Raw genomic sequence first — 18,698 nt, forward strand, 5'->3', positions numbered from 1 at the left:
CTTCAATTTTTCTTCCCGTTTAGTCGTGAATTTTAGAATTGTTTTGCACTGTTTTAACAATGATATTTTACATAGGCGGGTTTATTCAAACAGTGGTTAAAGTGAAATTCGTAGATCGTGCCAAATTTGTTACCCGTCGCTGGAAGGGATTTTGATGTTCAAGGAAAGTAAGATGACCGCACCTTAGACTGTAATTTGCATTTAGCTCAGAATGTATACAGGTGATTGTTTGAGACAACTATTCGATGAGACTTTTCAGCAAATTTAGTTGCACGGTTTGGTCTTGCAAAGTGATATAATAAACGCTATAATAAGTGAAATTTTGGATTTTAATGATTGCCGTATTGTCGTTGATATAGACAATATCCGCTAGCTTGTCCGGGGTAGGTCCCAGTAGTTTCGGAGAGAGTGCACCGAAAAATAAATTCTTTTCCTTCCCTATCGCGCAGCAGCTCTTCAAATTCTGAGCTTCGGTACGGAAACCGATCGTATGCTCGTTGGGCTTACAAACCAGTAAAGCACCCTTGACTTCCTCCCTAAGCTTCGGATCAAAATCATATATGGCATCTGCAAAAGTGGAATCCAACAATAAAATCCAATCAAATTCAAATATTACTCAGCTTCTTTAAATCCGGATCACGTTTATATGCTGCTTCAAAGGAGTTGTATTCGACAAAGTGCAGCGAATTAACCGAAGATGCCGCCTTCTTTGTGGAATGCTTTTGCTTTAGCTGGTCGCATGAACAAATCGTCAGGGCGGCAAGAACGAGTAAATTGATAGATCTCATGTAATTGCATTCAGTAAATGTTCCCATATAATAAAAACTTATATATAGACATTAAGTGCACGATCCATGAGTTATATTATATTATCTAACTATTGTATTGTATTGTAATGTTCTATCATTCGGTGGTATTTGGCATACCCAGCACACAACAATTTTATCAACACCAAGGATACCACATATACACTGACGTTATAATCCAAAAAATAACCGGACATTAATGCCCGGTTATAAACTTACCATAAAGTCTATCTAATAGCTGATTTATTGTAAAACAATTCTTGTTCTGTCTGTCGTTTGTTCACCGTTTTTACTATAAGTTACATGCAAATAGTACGTACCACGTGGCAGTGAACCGACATCAATTTTAAAAAGTCCGTCTGAGCCAACTTTCGAGTAAATCCCGTCAGATTTTATCGTATATACGGCCTCCTGTGTTTTTTCACTAAATAAGCTAATTTGATCCGGCATTGAGGCGGAACTTTCGTAGTGATCGAACTGTACTAACAGTTGATCTTTTGCTGGATTAGGAAAAACTGTGTAACGAGCAGAACAGTTATCTATGCAGATCGATGTACCCGCACTAGCAGAACCGCAAGAATTGGACATATTAAGTGTCAATCCGTAACAGTCTGGCACATTCGTATAAAAAGAGGCACTGCCGTTTCCAAAATCGCTTAAAGAAGCATTCGAAGCATTGCCACTGGTGATAGACCAAGTCGAACTTGTCGGATTGCCTGACATAGTGGCTACTACGAGCTGGCTGGTACCAACACAGTTATTTGGCGCATTAATGGCAATGTTGGTCGTAAAAGGTTTACCAACGCTGATAACTTTTGTCAGCACAAGCGTGCCACAACCACCAGAAACCGTTGCTGTGAGGGTTACGCTACCGTGAAAGCTACCCACTCGGGTTGCAAGACCGCTACTATTTATCGTTACTGCACCAGTATTGCTGCTCGACCAAGCCACAGTAGAACCTTGTGGGAGATTTGCAACAGAATAGGTTGAACTAGGACAAAGATGGTCAACACCGGAGATACTAGATTGTGTTGCTGTTCCCACATTAACCGCTTTCCACGCATTTTCAACCTGCTGAACTAATACACCATTTTGATTACCACATAGTGCCCTGGCCGCATTAACCATTCCTGTTCTAACTTGGGCATAGGTTGTAGTATTATCAAGAAAATTTCCAAATATTGCCCGGACAATTAAGTTCTCTAACTGATCCATTCCCATACCGTATACCCTGTAAGGTGTTCCTACATCATTCGTCCCGGACTCACCATTAGCCAATATGTACGCCCAATGGGATAAAACACCACTCCGAACGTATTTATCAATACCCGGATTCCCTGAATTGGCATTATATTGTGGTCCGGCGTATGTGTCAGCCATTGCACGAGCGACGCCGGCAGAGTTTGTATTCTGCAAGTCTCTCAAGCAAGTATTGCTAACCATAATTTGTTCAGCAATTTGCCAAATATTGCCCCCGGTAATTCTGTGTTGCATTATTGCACCCCAAACATCACTAAGACCTTCATTGAATGATCCTTGATCCCCAGTGTTACCCCATCCGATCTGAAAATCAGTAATACCGTGTCCATATTCATGGGCGACGACATCCACACTAGCAACAGGAGTAAATGTCGTAAGTCCGTCACCAAAGGCTAAAAAATCATCTTGACCATTCCACACAGCATTATCTCGGTCATTTGCTGTAGTTCCATATCGAATATAGGCATTAATAGGGGCTCCTGTGCCAGAAACCGGATCATTAAAGCTATTAACAGCGTGCGTAGTATTAAGCCTATCATATATTCGCTGTAATGCCCAATGCACATCCAGCCCCATATTATTTTCTAGGGGGCTATGCTCCGCGGTAGTCCATGTGTTATTTGCATCTCTCAACTCCACATTTCCAAAAACTGGATCAGTATTTCCTTCCAAATTCCGCGTGTGAATTACTGCGCCCCTAGTGTTGTCAAATAAGCGAAAGCGAAGGGTACCGCCATCATCAAATGTACTTGCAGTTCGCGATCCGCTGTACCGTGTAGCGAAAGTGCCTGTTGCAGGAGGTAAAGCAAAAGTGCGAGCCGTTGATCCTGTGATAGAAGTGCTTCCAGTTTTCAACTCATTATTTGAGCTATTTAGCGACGCGTGTGAAAATATTGGCTCAGTTGTCAGTACATTCCCGGTTTGTGCGTCAACAAACCCGATTTCATCATTTGACGGATGATTGTTTCTCAAATATATCTTAAAAACTAAGTACTTTGTACTGTCCAAGGATGTAATTTCCTTGATTAGCAATTCGGAAGTAAAGTCCCGAACATCAGAAGAAGGGATTTTTTTATAATTAGCAAAAGAGTCTCTCGCCATTTTATCCGTTAGTTTCGGATGAACATCAAGGTTCCCCAATTCCACGAAATGACCATGCGCGTAAAACATCTTGCCGGCTTTATAGTGGAAATTATAGCCTGCTCCATCTACTTTTACATTTTTGTAAAACTGGTCATAGTGATCGTCAGTATAATCTTGGCTGCGCTGTTTATCTTTTGCTTTAACGAAACCATCATCTGCGGATATTTGTAAATATTGCTTCATAAAATCCTGATCAGACATACCTTTATCTGATTCTGTAAACTCAATCGTCTGAATTATGCCCTTACTATCTTTTAATATAGTTGGCTCTTCAGAGTTTTGCGCACCAGCAAAAAATGGCACAGCTAAGCAAATTGCGGAAAGTACTTGTTTTTTCATAGTTTACATGATTTTAATTGATTCGTTTCCATTTAGATATAGAAAATATAGGTGAGCTTTTCTCTGCACGAAGCTCCATTGTATCAGCATAAAACTTAGGCGTGTAATAAAATCTCAATTGATTTCCGTCATTATAAGTAGTTCCGATATTTAGCAGGGTATCAATCCAGTATTTTCTTTTTATTGTTCTTTTTGTAGCGTATTCATATTCCAGCAGCACACTATCAGGGAGAAAGTGCCAGGAGGCAGGCGGATTAACAATATGGGGTTGATATTCTCCATTACCAAGATAGAATTCTTCCCATTTCCCGAGAATTTGCTGTTCTGGATTAACATCCTTTTTTTCACACGCTACGAGGGTGATAGCTATAAGGAGTGTTGCAATCGTTTTCATGGGTCTGTTTGTTATTGTTTCCTCATAGACACAACTTGTAAGAATTAGTTGGAATATATTAAGAATTTTTTTTACATTATTAATATATTGACCTAACGGTAAGAGCTGGTACTCATTACCGGTTTCGCCTTAGGTATGCAGTGTTTTTAAGTATAGTAGGGCAAGCAAATAAAAGTTAGGGCAGCGGACAGCCCAGCGGAAAAAATCGTGAAGACTTCAATACCAGCTGCATAATGTTGAAATTCACACTAGTCACTGATCACTTATATGCACCACTGCTAGTACTCAGAAACGGTGGTATTTCTGTACTCTCTGACCTTTTGATTTTTCTTTCCATTCAGTTCTGAAAAGTGCCGAACACGGCACTTTCAAATTACAGATTAGTGGTACACCAAAACAAATTACTGGATATTGCAAGCTGGCACGTTAAACTGTACTATTTGGATGCCGACCATACTATTTAAAGAAAGGTGGTGCTCAACGAATGACTTTTAATGGTACCATCGGCAACTTTTCAAAAGTTGTTAGGAGCAGCACACTTTATCCAGTATTGATGATCAAATCGATTGCTTCTTTGGTTTCATTGAATTCGCCAGGCTTTATAAAATGCCTTATGCCGACGTGCTATAAGCATGGATAATAGACTGCTGATTGATCGTTGTCGTAAAGTACACGAAGGGATACACTTAAGAGTAAATCAGTAACCCTCAACCGAACATGAACCGTTTCGGATGCCCGGCCGGTGCCGGTCTGAGTCCCAGAGCCACCCGGTACGAAGAGTAGTCGCATAGCCACTGGGAATTAGCTGCATGCTTTTGAGAGTAAAAGACAAATGGGAATGATCCGGACAACCTTAATTATGTCACCCGGATCATCTGTCTTACTTGACAATAACTACCTTTTGTGCTTGTGTAGAACCGTCAATTAGTGTGAGTACAGCGATATATATTCCCTGAGAGAGGTTACTTACGTTCAGTCCTGCGGATGAAATTGTTTGCGTATTGAGTACTTTCACCCCTATCGGATTATAAATTGCCACGCTCCGGATCTCCGTATAGTTTGTAAAGAAAAGGTTCTGGCTGGCTGGGTTCGGGTAAATGGGTTCTTTTGCTTTTGCAAACTCACCAAACTGGATCCTGCTGTAAGCGAAAGTGCCGTCTCTATCAACCATTTTCAATCTGTAGTAGTTTCCTCCTTTTAGCGGAGCAGAATCTAAAAACTCATATTTTTTCAAAACACTGCTTTCACCATGAGCTGATACTGCACCAATCTGCTTCCATGACTGTCCATCCACGCTGCGTTCGATCTGGAATGACTCGCTATTGGTTTCTTCCGTTGTTGACCAGGTCAGATGCGCAATGGATTCTTCCTTCGTTAACGTGAATGAAACCAGCGTCACAGGCAATGAGCAGCCAGTTACTGTGATCTTCGTGCTTAATGCACATCCCGCAGTGCTATAAACTGCATAGTAGGTTCCTTGCATTACGTTGGTAGGATTACTAACCAGTGATCCATCCGAAGGTGTTGCACTGGTGTGAAATGTCAGCGTGCTTCCGGATGGAGTAATGCTCGTTACAAGCGCAGTCAGATCCGCAGTGATTACAGGGCATAGCAGTTCGACAGTGTTTCGCGATACGACTGGCGCATAGGGAAGATCACACAATGTCGCTGTTGAGCAATTGGCACCATCATTTCTGCCCGAGGGTGTAAACGTATTAATCAGGTCGGCTGTATTATCATCGGCGTTTATTTTATAAAATCCCCCTGTGGTATTGTTAAAGGCATATAGAAGGCTCGTCGCATCGGTCACAACAGCGCCGTAGCCTGCATTTGGTAATCCGCTCACGGACGTCTCTGCTACCACAACGCTACCGGTAAAAGGATTCAGAGACGCTAACTTTGCCTGGGACGTAACGCCATAGGCCAGCTGGGCACTGGAAACAAAAGCAATATCTGAAATGTCGAGCGGACTACTCACCGCGGTACCATAACCAGGACCCGTTTTAAGTACGAACCCAGCCGTCGGATCCACTAATTGAAGGTATGTAGGCCGGGTTGCATTAAGATCTATGACATAATAGTTGGCTGTGTTGGTAGCAGTAAGCATCATATACCCATTGGGAAGCTCAACACCAATATTGTAAGACCCACTCGGCAGGTTTGCGATTGTATGTGCAATTACTCCGCCCTCGCTGTCAATCCTCACAATCCTGTTTGTACCATTTATAAACGCCCATAACATGTTATCAGCTGAATTGTATATCAGACCATTTAAAACGTAAGGTGTTGGCGCGATCAGCGTTCGGGTTCCGGTGGACACATTAAATGCGTACAGGGAGGAAGCTGTCTCGCCGGCAGCGGCTGCAATCTGATAGGTGGTTCCGTCATTACAAATAAATGGCAGATTCTCCATGATGGCATTGGCACAACTTGCTCCGTCATTATTACCGGACGGGATGGTAGTTGATATTAAAGTAGCCGAGTTTGTAGCAATATTTATTCTGTAATAAGATCCGGTAACATTATCAAAAGCATATAACCGTCCCGTAATATCGCTGATAACAGCACCATAAGTGCTTGCCGGCAATCCGGTCACGGATGTTTCTGCTACTACGACAGCGCCTGTTAAAGGATTTAACGAAGCCAACTTTCCCTCTTTCGTAATACCATAGCTCAGCTGCGTATCTGATACGAAGGCAATATCTGAAATGTCAAGAGGGGCGCTTACCGGGGTACCGTAATCCGGGCCCGTTTTAAGTGAAAATCCGGCAGTCGGATCGACCAATTGAAGATAAGTCGTACGACTTGGGTCAATATCCACAACGTAATAGTTGGCATTGTTACTGTACGACAACATCATATAGCCATCCGGGAGCTCAACACCAATGTTAAATCCACCAGGCAAATTGGCGATGGGAAATAATGTGGTTTCACCTTCGCGGTCGATCCTGACAATTGAATTCCCAACAGATCCCCACAACATATTATCCACTGAATTGTATACCAATCCATTTACGGAATAAGGTAATGGAGCAATCAGCGTACGCAGCCCTGTGGCCACATTATATGCGTAAAGCGAGGACGTTGTCTCACTAGCTGACACTGCAACCTGATACGTAACGCCGTCTTCACAGGTAAATGGCAGATCTGCCAGCCTTGTGTTAGCACAGCTTGCACCGTCATTGTTACCCGATGGGTCACCTGTTGAAATTAGAGAAGCAATATTGGTAGAAGGATGTATAAGATAAAAAGAGCCGGTACTATTCTGAAACGCATATAACCTTCCAGAAATATCACTGAATACGGCACCATAGCTATCTGTCCCGGACAACCCGTTCACGACGGCTCCTACTGTCACATTACCCGTAAAAGGATCTAGCGTTGCAATCTGACCGCTTGCTGTAACTCCGTAGCATAGCTGATCTTTGGACACAAAGGCTAAATCCGCAATAGCAAGCGGCGTACTGATCGGTGTTCCATACACCGGACCCGTTTGCAGGGCAAACCCAGCAGTCGGATCCACCATTTGTAAATAGGTTGCGCGACCTGGATCGACATCAACGACATAATAATGCGTTGCCTGATTATTATACAACAGCATATAGCCACTGGGCAGCTCGGCACCTACATTGATCGCAGATGGTAAACCCACTACGGGATATGTCACTGTCTGGCCTTCACTGTCGATTCTTACGATGGAACCCTTGCCGAAAGCCCATAGCATATTGTCCACGGAATTGTAAATTAAACCATTCAATGCAAACGGTATGGAGGCGATCAAGGTTTTGGCTCCCGTAGAAACATTGAACCCGTAAAGTGATGATATATTAGCAGAATTGATGGTTTGATAAGCAGTTCCATCATTACAGGTGAAGGGCTGATCAACCAGGATTGTATTGGCACAGCTTGCACCGTCATTATTACCTGATGGGTCACCCGTGGAAATCAAGGAGGCAGTATTGGTGGCAGGATTTACCAGATAAAAAGCGCCGGTATTGTTCTGAAACGCATATATTTTTCCAGAAATATCACTGAATACGGCACCATAGCTATCTGTCCCGGACAGCCCGCTAACGGCGGCTCCCACCGTCACATTACCCGTAAAAGGATCCAGCGTTGCAATCTGACCGCTCTGTGAGATTCCATAACATAGCTGATCTTTGGCTACAAAGGCTACATCCGCAATGGCAAGCGGAGTACTGATCGGTGTTCCATACACCGGACCCGTTTGCAGGGCAAACCCAGCAGTCGGATCCACCATTTGTAAATAGGTTGCGCGACCTGGATTGACATCAACGACATAATAATGCGTTGCCTGATTATTATACAACAGCATATAGCCACTGGGCAGCTCGGCACCTACATTGATCCCGGATGGCAAACCTACTACGGGATATGTCACCGTCCCGCCTTCACTGTCTATTCTGACGAGGGAACCCTTGCTGAAAGCCCATAACATATTGTCGACAGAATTGTAGATCAAACCGTTCAATATATGCGGTAAGGTGGCGATCAAAGTTTTGGCACCCATAGATATTTTGAATCCGTAAAGTGATGATGTATTATCCGCAACAGAATTGACGGTCTGGTAGGCAATACCATCATTACAGCTAAACGGTTCGTTTGCGAAATTTGGTCTTGCAGCGATGCTCGCATTCCAAGTGAGCACACTCAGCAAAACAGCGAATAAGGATTGAGTAAATGTTCTTTTCATAAAAAATTTCGGCTTGGACGATTTTTTTTTCATAGCAATGAGATGGAAAAAACAACCGCGTTGGGTAATGGGTACAACTATTTTTACGGTTTCGAATGTAGAACTCTTTTCTGGTGAAGGCTAAAAACGGGCATGGACAAAAGCGTAGACAAATGAAAATGCCTCCTAAATAGCTGCAAATGAAGAGCCTGTAAAGAAGCATAGCCCTATCCCGGTGCATCATCTGTCGCAATGCGGATTTAATAGGTGGTACATTGGTTACAATATGGACCCGTAAGTACATGCTGTGCACTCATTCCTGGGAACAAAATAGATGCACTTCCAGCAAGTAGAAGCATTTGTAGATTTTATTTGTAGAAGTACCCAACCCGGTTTTCTGTTTATTTTCCGACGGCGTTTGCCAGATTATGATCCGATATTTTGTTTTAGCGTTCCTCTTGTTTTTATGTCTTTTCTTTCACAATGTCTCATCCGCCCAGCAACCCGATGAACCCGAAACTGTAATAAGTGAGCTCGCCAGCATGCTTTCTTCTGATCGTGTCATCAGAACCTCCCGATATGTAGATAATCTCAGGGAATCAAAAGCATCATTAGCAGATGTGAGCTATCGCTTGGAAAAACTAGCCCACAGAGCAAACTTGTGGAATGATCAGCTATTATTAAATCATGTCCGATTCCACCAGATCACAAAAAGAGGCTTTCAATCTGCCTTAGCACCCGACGACATTATTGCTGTGTTTGACTCGGCGCGAACCTATTTTGAAAATAGAAACGACCTAAGATATACCGGGGTCTGTCACTTCTACATTGGCAAACATCGATATGAACAGAACCAGTATGAAGAAGCCTTCTACCACCAGGCCAAAGCCTTGGAGCTCTTTAGAGCTGTGGGATTTGACAAAATCCCTGAGATGGGTAAGTATCTGCATGTTATGTCTATCAATAATCTTTATTTTCACAATTACCAGAAGGTTGTACAGCTCATGCAATCTGCTATCCGCCTGCCGCCCTACAACATAAATCTGCACGTCCAGCGCTATAATACCCTGGCAATTGCCTACGAGAATCTTAACCTGCTGGACAGCGCAATCTATTTCTTCAAGCGCACCCGAGATATTGCGATTTCAATTGGTAATCCCACCTGGCCTTACATTGCAATAGGTAACCTGGGAAGTGTTTACCAAAAGCAAGGACGCTACCGGGAAGCTCTGAACATGATGATGCAGGATTATATCAACAGCCGCTACAAAAATCGCCACCCGATCCTTGCCCGGAATACAGCAATTGGAATCGCCTCTATTTGGCAAAGATTTGGACAGCCAGACAGTGTTTTACATTATCTGACGATTAGCAAGGAGCTGAACACTTTGGTCGGAAATTCAGAACCAATGTGGCAGCAGCAACGCGACAGGAAATTTTACCTCAACTATTATCAGGTCTTTCACGACTATTACAAAACCCTGGGTAGCATGGCTATGGCCTACAATTACCTTGATAGCCTCACCCGTCTGCGCAACGAAACCAACCTTCTCTACAATAAAAAGGATACAAGGCTGGGTGAAGACCGACTGAAAATACAGCAGCAACTTGCCGATATTTCCGCACAACAAGCCGACAAAAAAAGGATTCTTACACGCTTTCAATTCATTCTCGGAGTCGTGGGGCTGCTTGTCGTTATTCTGTCGCTGCGCTATTATTTATTGAGATTAAGGCATTCGAAAGATCGTATGATCGCTGAAAAGGAGCGAGAAATACAGCTCGAATTACAGAAAAAAACGGAAACAAGACTTGTTCAGGCAAATGTTGAACTAGAGCAATATATGCACCATCTAAAAGAAAAGAGTGAACTGGTTGAAACCCTTCGCCAACAAATAGACAACTGGCGGAAGCTCCCGGATTTGGAAAACCAGCAACTGGACAATTTGGTAAACCAGTTGGCCAATATTAAACTACTTACCCCTGACGATTGGAATGATTTCAGAAAGCGATTTAATCAGGCGTTCGCAGGAGAGCTGGATCAGCTTAAATTGAACTACGGGGACCTTACTGTTGCGGAAGAACGACTTTATGCGCTTGAAAAAATGAATGTATCCACCACTCAAATCGCATGGATGCTGGGAATATCGAAAGAATCGGTCAGGAAAGCCCGATACCGGCTGCGAAAAAAAATCAATTTAAGTGAAGACTAAGTTCCAGAAATGCCTGCTAACAAAGGTTGATGGCGAAATGATTGTTAGTCCGTCGTCTATGTAAGGAGGGGCTTTGTGAGCAGAGGATTTGCATTGATTTTGTTGTTTGTAGTTAACAAAGATCCTCCTGTCGACACGAATGCGTTGCGTTACACGGCAGGCAAAGAGCTAAAAAATTGTAGAAAATATCACCTCGGGCTCAATCCAAACTAACAAAAACTCAATGATAGTGACAAAAAATGTTCGACCTATGTTCGACCTAAAAAAAATGCAACTTACAATTTGACTTGTAAGTTGCTGATAATCAATGTCGGGATGACAAGATTCGAACTTGCGACCCCTAGCACCCCATGCTAGTGCGCTACCGGGCTGCGCTACATCCCGAAATTATTGCAGACCTAAGTCTTGCAAATGTCTTTTAATTCCTCTTTTCTTAATCTTACCCTCCAATTGCATGGCCGTTGAACGGTCTGAGCACTCAAAGGTATGTACTAATATCCAAGGAACGCCTTTGCCGGTAAAATTAACACGGCCTTCATTATGCCTTCGCAGCCTGCTATCCAGATCCTGAGTCTGTCCTACATAAAACTTATTGAGCGATTCGCTAAATAAAATATATACAACAAAACTCATTTCAGATAGTGTGTTTGCGACTCTCCCGCTGCAAGCGGGATGCGCTACCGGGCTGCGCTACATCCCGAAATGTTGCTGAGTGAGTCAGCTCCCGATTCTTTGGGGTTGCAAATCTAGGAATTTTTGGAATACTGCCTATCTCAGTTTGAAAAAAATTGAGACAGGCAGTATTTCTCCTTTTAGATCGTTTCGTTCTGCCAGTTCGGGTTCACAACTTCCTGCTTGCCTTTTCTGAACCATTTTTCACGAACCCTCTCATTTACATAATACATACACGGTACCAATATCAACGTAAGTACGGTTGAGAAGGTGAGACCGAAAATGATTGTCCAGGCGAGGATATTCCAGAAAATCGAACTTGGTCCGCCGATGATCAGGTCGGGTTCAAGATCGCGGAAAAGTCCGACGAAATCGACTGTGATACCCAATGCAAGGGGAACAAGACCAAGCACCGCCGCTGACGCGGTAAGTAATACAGGTGTCAAACGGATCGCGCCGCCTTCGATGATCGCTTCACGCATCGGGTAACCTCTGCCTCGAAGCTCTTCGATGAATTCAATGAGAAGGATACCGTTTTTCACCACAATACCAGCCAGCGCGATAATACCCACACCCGACATGATCACCGAGAAATCTTTTTTGAAGATTACAAAACCCAGTAACACCCCGATCAGTGAAAGTACGATCGTGAAGAAGATGATGAAAGGTTTGACGACCGAGTTAAACTGAGTTGCAAGGATGAGGTAGATCAACAGGATTGCCGCACCGAATGCAGTTCCCAGGAACGCCATCGATTCGTTTTGTTCTTCCTGTTCTCCACCCATTTTAATGGTATAACCATTTGGTACCTCCATATCTTCGATCAATGTCTGAATCTGCGCAACAATTTCGTTGGCGTTGTAGCCGGGGAGTACGTCGGATCCCAGGGTAACTATGCGTTGCTGATCCTGGCGGTTGATCTGGCTGAATGTAGTTGAGTAATGGATATTGGCCACTGAAGTAATAGGCACCTGGCGCAATGCACCGCCCATATTCATATCGCGGTACACCACATTGAGGCTCAAAAGCTTCTCAATCTGCTCGCGATCATCTTTTTCCAACCTTACCATAATCGGATATTCGTCCTTATCATCGCGGAATTTGGACACTTCCAGACCGAACAATGCGGTACGAACTGCAAGTGCTACCTGCTGGGAGCTGATCCCTTCGCGCTGCGCTTTTTCACGGTCGATATCAATTACAATTTCAGGCTTGTTAGTCACCAGATCGGACCGAAGCTGGTCGATACCTTCGATGCCGGATTGTTCAACGCGCTTCAATACCGTTTTTTCCAGAGCCTGCAACTGCTCAAATTCATCTCCCGAAATTTCAATGGAGATCGGCTTACCAGTTGGCGGACCTACCGCTTCGCGTTCAACGGATATTTCGGCACCCGGGATACCCGCTACTGCGGCCCTTATTTTCCGAAGGATCGCTTCCGAAGATCTTCCTCCACGCTCGGTTCCATACACAAATGCAACCGTGATTTTAGATTTATGCGGCGTTGCAGCGCGGTCGGGATTATAAGGATCACCGGCATTTTTACCCACGTTGGCAATCACCGAGTTGACCATATCCATCGCTTTTTCCTTCTCCAAAACATCAAAAACCTTTTTCTCGATGATCTTGGTCACAGAATCCGTCACTCTTGCGTCTGTTCCAATAGGCATTTTAGCGTAAACGTACACATAGTCAGGATCGCCGCTTGGGAAGAAAAGTACCTTTGGCTGGGCAATACCGGTTATAATAAATGTCGCTACCAAAAGTACCAGCATCGACACGATCGCAACCACCGGACGCCAGCCGCGCAGCAGCCAGTCGATCAGTTTACGATAGTTATTTTTCAATGCAGGCAACAGTCTGTCCTGGAAAGGAACAAGCACTCTTGGTGTCAGGATATAATGGTTGAAAATCCAGAGTACCAATATGAATACTATGAAGTTACCGATACCACGATCGACCAGGTAGCCGATCAATGCAGCTACTCCCAAAATGATCACAGGTCTGCGGATCGCCTTGAAGCTGGTATCGTGGGCTTCTTTTTCGTCGTCGTGACGGCCCATGAATGATACTGCGAAAACAGGGTTCATTACATACGCTACGAAAAGTGATGCGCCGAGCGTAATGATCAGCGTCAGCGGCATGAATTTCATAAATTCCCCGACTATACCAGTCCAGAAAAGCAATGGGAAGAATGGTGCAATGGTAGTGAGTGTTCCGGAAAGTACCGGGATAAACACCTCGCCAGCCGCTGCTTTCACCGCCTGCTGGATCGTCCAGTCTTTATGATTGTTGAAAAGCCTGTGCGTATTTTCGATTACCACAATTGCATCATCCACAACCAGACCAATACCGAGCAGGAATGCAAAGAGTACAATGGTGTTCAAAGTAAATTCGGTCCCTACCAGCGGCCCGATGATCGGCATCATTACAAAGGCCACCAAAGCCGAGAGCGGCACCGACAACCCGACAAAGATCGCGTCGCGCACACCCATGAAAAACATCAGTACCATTACTACGAATATAAATCCGAGTATAACCGTATTGATCAAATCGTGGAGATCGGCTCTGGTCTGGATCGACTGGTCAGCTGTGATATTGATGTCCAATCCGGGCGGAAAACGGTTTTCCTTGAAATCGGCAATTGTTTCTTCGATTTTATCTGCCGCGGCTACCAGGTTTTCACCGGAACGTTTGATCACGTTCAGGGTAATTACCGATTTGTTGGCCAAACGTGCGAAATCCTGCTGTTCTTCAAAATCATCCCGCACGTCAGCAACGTCGCCCAACCGGATCGTCGCGCCTGTGGCAGTACGAATGCGGATATTCGCCATGTCGGCTACATTGGTATATTCACCTTTTACACGCAAAGTCCTTCTTACACCTTCTACATTCAATTCACCACCCGACACGTTGATATTTTCACCCTGGATCGCGGTTTGAATGTCATAGAATGTCAGACCGGTCGACCGCATGCGATCCAGGTTTACATTGATCTGGATCTCACGGTTCAATGCGCCCAGGATATCCACGCGCGTAATTTCCGGCAGCGCTTCAATTCCATCCTGCAAATCCTCGGCAAACTGTTTGAGCTGTTTCAGTGAATAATTTCCGGCAATGTTCACGTTCATGATCGGGAACTCCGAAAAGTTCACATCCTGCGCGGTAGGGCCGGTATCCAGGTTTTGTGGTAAATCGGTTTTTGCTTTATCGATCGCGTCGCGGACCCGCTGCAATGCGACTTCCACGGCTACATCCGGCGTAAATTCAACCAGGATCACGGATACATCCTGCAATGCATTGGATTTGATCTTTTTAACCCCGCTCAGCGATTTAAGCTGCTTTTCGATGGGTTTGTTGATCGTGTTCTCGATATCGGCAGGCGCAGTTCCAAAGTAAACGGTATTGATGTAGATCTGCGGGATCTTGATATCCGGGAACTGCTCTTTGGGCAGGTTATTGTAAACCATAAACCCGGCCAGCGTGATGATGAACGTAAAGATGTAGATCGTCGTCCGATTCTCTACGCACCAGTTGGTAAAACCAAGGGTTTTGTATTCGCTAAATTTCATAAAAAGCTAATGTTGAATGGTTTTTTGCTATCAAAAACTAATCGGCTGACCATCTGAAACTTCCTGGTAGCCTAGCGTAATCAGCTGGTCGCCGGCAGTAAGCCCCGAAAGGATTTCGATCTTCCCATTATAGCTCAAACCCGTTTTTACTTCGCGGGCTCTGGCAATCTTTTTGTTTCCCTCTGTCACTGCCACGTACACCACATTGCCTTTTTCCGTGCTCTGAACATAGTTCTGATCAATAGCCAGCGCATTTTTACTGATCGCGTCGTTGATCTGCACATTGGCCATCATATTGGGCTTAATATCCTTGTTAGACGGAAGATTGGCCTCGATCGTAAAAGTTCTTGAAAGCGGATCCACGGCAGTACTTACAAATGAAACCCGCGCCTTGTATTCTTTTTTTAGGTCGGGAAATTTCACGATTACCTCGTCCCCTTTTTTAACACTGGCAGCATAGGTATCAGATACTTTCGCAGACACTTTGAGGTTGCTCAGGTTGACGATCCGGACCACGCCCATTCCGGGAGAAGCCGTTTCGCCCACTTTCACATTAACCATATCCACTACCCCCGCCATTGGAGAGACGATATTGGTTTGCGAAAGCTGTGCATTCAAAGTACTCATTCTTCTTTCCAGCGATTCTTTGTTATTTTTCGCCTGGAGAAACTGGATCTCGGTACCTATTTTCTGGTCCCAAAGATTTTTTTGTTTCTCATAGATCGTATTGGCTAGGCTCATCTGGGTTTTCAATTCTTCCACAGATTCCTGCAGTAAGCTATTGTCGATCTTGCCGATGGTGGTTCCCGCCTTTACATAATCACCTTCTTTTACATTCATCGCGACTACCACGCCGCCTGCCTTAGGCGTAACCATCACGTTGTTCTTGGCGTCGACGGTACCCTGAAGTTCTACAAAGTGACGGAATGTTTCGGCTTTCAAAGTATCAATGGATACGGGCTTGATCCTGGCCTCAGCTGCCTTTTTAGGGTCGAGTTTAGTGATCTCAGATTCGAGTGCCTTGATCTGCTTTTCTTTTTCAGCCTGTTCAGTTTTCAGTTTGGCTAGCTCTTCTTTTTTGCCTGCCAGATCATTTTTTTTCTCACCTCCGCATGAAGCAAGTATCGTAGCCAGGGCGCCTATCAGTAAAATATGTCTTTTCATGGTATTAGTAAGTAGCTGTTTCAAGTTTTGTAAGTGTTAAGGTCAATTTCCTGTTTCGGTATAAAGTTCGCCCTTTGCTCTGCTGAGATCCACTTTGGCGATCATCAGGTCGTACAGCGCGGTGAAATAGTTGGTCTGTGCTTCTTTCAGTGACGATTCCGCATTGATCACCTCAATGTTCGAGCCTACGCCTTCTTTGTATTTGATTTTGGAAACCCGCACGATCTCTTCTGCCAATTGCAGGTTCCGCTGTTGTGTTTCCAGTGTGGCGAATGCATTTTTGATATTGATCGTGGCCTGATTAGTTTCCAGATCGATGGATTGTTTGAGCAGCGACTGGCTGTTTTTGATCTTGTCCAATGCAATTTTCCGCTGGTCGAGCTGGTACTTTTTTGTAAAACCATCGAAAATCGGAATGTTCACATTCAATGCTACCAATGCATTGTTGAACCATCTCGTGGAGAACAAATTAGCAAATGTACTCTGACCGTTGTTGTGGCCATAACTTGCGTTAAGCGACACACTTGGAAGATACCCCGCGCGCACATTCCGGATATCTAATCCTGCGAGTTTTTCCTGCGTATCCAGCAGCGAAAATTCAATGCGGTTGCTGTAATTCAGCTCAGCGCCGGAGAAGGAAGATTTCAGGGAATCGATGTTCACTGCATTGATATCGTCAATCAGCTTGATCGGTTCGTTGGCCGGCATTCCCATCTGGTATTTCAGCAATGCATAACTCAGCTCGATGAGGTTCTGCACTTTCTGCCGTTCGGTTTGCAGGTTATTGATCTGCACTTCGAGCCGGTTCACATCCAGAAGTTCAACGAAGCCGCTGGCATTCATAGCCTTGGTTTCGCGCATGAGCGAATCTACCCGGGAAATGTTTAGATCGAGCAGCTTAGCGCGTTCTTCCGCAACCTGAGCTGAGTAATAAGCCTTCGTAACCGCCTCTGCCACCTGTACTCTCGAAGAAGTAGTGCTCTTTTGTGCCAGCTCACGGTAAGTTGCCGCCGCCTTTAAACCGATAAAATAAGAACCGTTAAAAATGAGCTGATTTAACGTCGCCGAAGCGGTTCCGAGATACCTTACCCCAAATTCGATCGCAACAGGTTCAGCAGTAGCGGGTACACTTGGGCCGCCAAACTCACCGGGAGGGAGGAAAAATCGCTGGATGATCAGGTTATCGGTCAGGTTGAAGTTGGCACTAACCTGAGGCAACCCGGCCGCCCTGATTTCGCCGATCCTGGCCTCCGCAGAAACTGCGTCGAGCTGGGCATTTTTGATATTCAGGTTGTTCTTGATCGCGTAATCGACTGCCTGTTTCAGTGAAAAACCTCCGTCCTGCGCATACAGCGGGACATAACTCAATAATATCGCCAGCAGTACCAGACTGCGGCGCGTGATCCGTTCATTTTTCATGGGTATTGATTTCAATTGCTGATTTATCTTTTATGGTGTTATAATTTTCAAATCCTTTCTCCGATAAGACGCCTCTCAGGAAATGGTGTACGAATTCCATCTGAATGTGCATCAGATCAAATTTTTTGAGCGGAAAAATAGTCGGGTCGAAACCCATTACGACCTGCTCGATGCGCAGTAGTGAGAGTACTTCCACATCAATATCCGGCCGGTACAGTCCAAGCTCGATGCCCGATTTCAGGTTGTCGCGAATGCTTTTGAGAATATATTCATGTTTATAAGTTTGAAACAGGTCCCATGCTGCGGGGTAATACTTTTTCAGATCGTATAAAAAAGTTGGGTTCATATTTGCCATCGTTTCCCGCATCTGAACCGAGGCGTAAAGCATTTGTTCAATCGGATTGGAAGCCTGCGAGTCCAGCATTTCCATATCACATTTTTGAGACTTGATTTCTTCCTGGATAACCAATGCCAGAATTGCTTCTTTGTCCGAGTAATGCTGATAGATAGTCCGTTTAGAGATGCCCAGATCCCTGGCAATATCATCCATCGTAACGCTCTTGATACCGTAGCGCCAAAACAGATTCAAAGCTGATTTTATAATTCGATCTTTCACGGAGGCAAATTTGAAATATTCGAATGATAAAAACTACGAAAACTCTGTGAATTTTTAAAGTTTTCTAGTTTTTCCTTCATTTACTGCATTTCTTTCTATGCCAATGCTTTATAAAGCTGCTTCAATGTGTTGCAGATCACCTTTGGACAGCGTCGCACCACTTATTTTTACATAATATCATATACCAGGGGCCTTTTTCGCAAGCATACGAGAAATGATAACAATAACTTAATTTGTATTATTTCCTGAATAACTAGTGCCATATTATCGGCGGGAGGAAGGGTGTTTTTTCGGATAAAGAGCTTTTCGGTCTGGCTCCGGGCTTAAAAGTAGCCACTCTTGGTCCGGATGGTCAATCAAAAAATTCTTAAACGGAGTATTTGAGGTATGAACCTTTGAAAACGGCCGAT

General features: G+C 44.3%; 10 protein-coding genes and 1 tRNA gene. 1 reads left to right on the forward strand and 10 read right to left on the reverse strand.

Annotation, left to right across the window (positions count from 1 at the left end; genetic code table 11):
- Nucleotides 1-238: 238 nt before the first annotated feature.
- From LZG94_RS25070 to LZG94_RS25085, 4 genes are all read right to left on the reverse strand, one after another.
- A complete protein-coding gene (locus tag LZG94_RS25070) occupies nt 239-586 on the reverse strand; it encodes a hypothetical protein (RefSeq protein WP_233794409.1) in 348 nt (115 codons plus the stop codon).
- Between the two features lie 463 nt (nt 587-1,049).
- Nucleotides 1,050-3,548, reverse strand: a complete 2,499-nt coding sequence (locus LZG94_RS25075) for a M4 family metallopeptidase (protein ID WP_233794410.1) — start codon at nt 3,546-3,548, stop codon at nt 1,050-1,052.
- Nucleotides 3,549-3,561: 13 nt separating this feature from the next.
- A complete protein-coding gene (locus tag LZG94_RS25080; protein ID WP_233794411.1) occupies nt 3,562-3,942 on the reverse strand; it encodes a hypothetical protein in 381 nt (126 codons plus the stop codon).
- An 880-nt stretch (nt 3,943-4,822) separates the two neighbouring features.
- On the reverse strand, nt 4,823-8,656 hold the full coding sequence (locus LZG94_RS25085) for a T9SS type A sorting domain-containing protein (protein ID WP_233794412.1): 3,834 nt from the start codon (nt 8,654-8,656) through the stop codon (nt 4,823-4,825).
- 407 nt (nt 8,657-9,063) lie between these two features.
- Here LZG94_RS25085 and LZG94_RS25090 point away from each other — a divergent pair, with 407 nt between their 5' ends.
- Nucleotides 9,064-10,845: a tetratricopeptide repeat protein gene (locus LZG94_RS25090; RefSeq protein WP_233794413.1), complete on the forward strand. Its 1,782-nt coding sequence runs from the start codon at nt 9,064-9,066 to the stop codon at nt 10,843-10,845.
- A gap of 310 nt (nt 10,846-11,155) precedes the next feature.
- Here the strand turns inward: LZG94_RS25090 and LZG94_RS25095 are convergent.
- The 6 genes from LZG94_RS25095 to LZG94_RS25120 form a co-directional block, all read right to left on the reverse strand.
- Nucleotides 11,156-11,229, reverse strand: a tRNA-Pro gene (locus LZG94_RS25095).
- Nucleotides 11,230-11,232: 3 nt separating this feature from the next.
- Nucleotides 11,233-11,478, reverse strand: a complete 246-nt coding sequence (locus tag LZG94_RS25100; RefSeq protein ID WP_233794414.1) for a GIY-YIG nuclease family protein — start codon at nt 11,476-11,478, stop codon at nt 11,233-11,235.
- A 179-nt stretch (nt 11,479-11,657) separates the two neighbouring features.
- Complete coding sequence (locus LZG94_RS25105; protein ID WP_233794415.1) at nt 11,658-15,089, reverse strand: efflux RND transporter permease subunit; 3,432 nt, start codon at nt 15,087-15,089, stop codon at nt 11,658-11,660.
- A 30-nt stretch (nt 15,090-15,119) separates the two neighbouring features.
- The gene (locus LZG94_RS25110) at nt 15,120-16,253 is read right to left on the reverse strand and encodes an efflux RND transporter periplasmic adaptor subunit (protein ID WP_233794416.1); all 1,134 of its coding nucleotides are present in this window, start codon (nt 16,251-16,253) and stop codon (nt 15,120-15,122) included.
- Between the two features lie 42 nt (nt 16,254-16,295).
- A complete protein-coding gene (locus LZG94_RS25115) occupies nt 16,296-17,672 on the reverse strand; it encodes a TolC family protein (RefSeq protein ID WP_233794417.1) in 1,377 nt (458 codons plus the stop codon).
- On the reverse strand, nt 17,662-18,288 hold the full coding sequence (locus tag LZG94_RS25120; RefSeq protein ID WP_233794418.1) for a TetR/AcrR family transcriptional regulator: 627 nt from the start codon (nt 18,286-18,288) through the stop codon (nt 17,662-17,664). Before LZG94_RS25120 ends, LZG94_RS25115 begins: the two co-directional genes overlap by 11 nt.
- Between the last annotated feature and the right edge of the window lie 410 nt (nt 18,289-18,698).

Origin of the sequence: Dyadobacter sp. CY343 (genome assembly GCF_021390335.1) — a bacterium.
In the GTDB taxonomy this organism is placed as follows: Bacteria; Bacteroidota; Bacteroidia; order Cytophagales; family Spirosomataceae; genus Dyadobacter.

Excerpts from the sequence above, each read along its gene's own strand:
- LZG94_RS25075 (WP_233794410.1), bottom strand. The coding sequence starts at position 3,548 with ATGAAAAAACAAGTACTTTCCGCAATTTGCTTAGCTGTGCCATTTTTT.
- LZG94_RS25080 (WP_233794411.1), bottom strand. The coding sequence starts at position 3,942 with ATGAAAACGATTGCAACACTCCTTATAGCTATCACCCTCGTAGCGTGT.
- LZG94_RS25085 (WP_233794412.1), bottom strand. The coding sequence starts at position 8,656 with ATGAAAAGAACATTTACTCAATCCTTATTCGCTGTTTTGCTGAGTGTG.
- LZG94_RS25090 (WP_233794413.1), top strand. The coding sequence starts at position 9,064 with ATGATCCGATATTTTGTTTTAGCGTTCCTCTTGTTTTTATGTCTTTTC.
- LZG94_RS25100 (WP_233794414.1), bottom strand. The coding sequence starts at position 11,478 with ATGAGTTTTGTTGTATATATTTTATTTAGCGAATCGCTCAATAAGTTT.
- LZG94_RS25105 (WP_233794415.1), bottom strand. The coding sequence starts at position 15,089 with ATGAAATTTAGCGAATACAAAACCCTTGGTTTTACCAACTGGTGCGTA.
- LZG94_RS25110 (WP_233794416.1), bottom strand. The coding sequence starts at position 16,253 with ATGAAAAGACATATTTTACTGATAGGCGCCCTGGCTACGATACTTGCT.
- LZG94_RS25115 (WP_233794417.1), bottom strand. The coding sequence starts at position 17,672 with ATGAAAAATGAACGGATCACGCGCCGCAGTCTGGTACTGCTGGCGATA.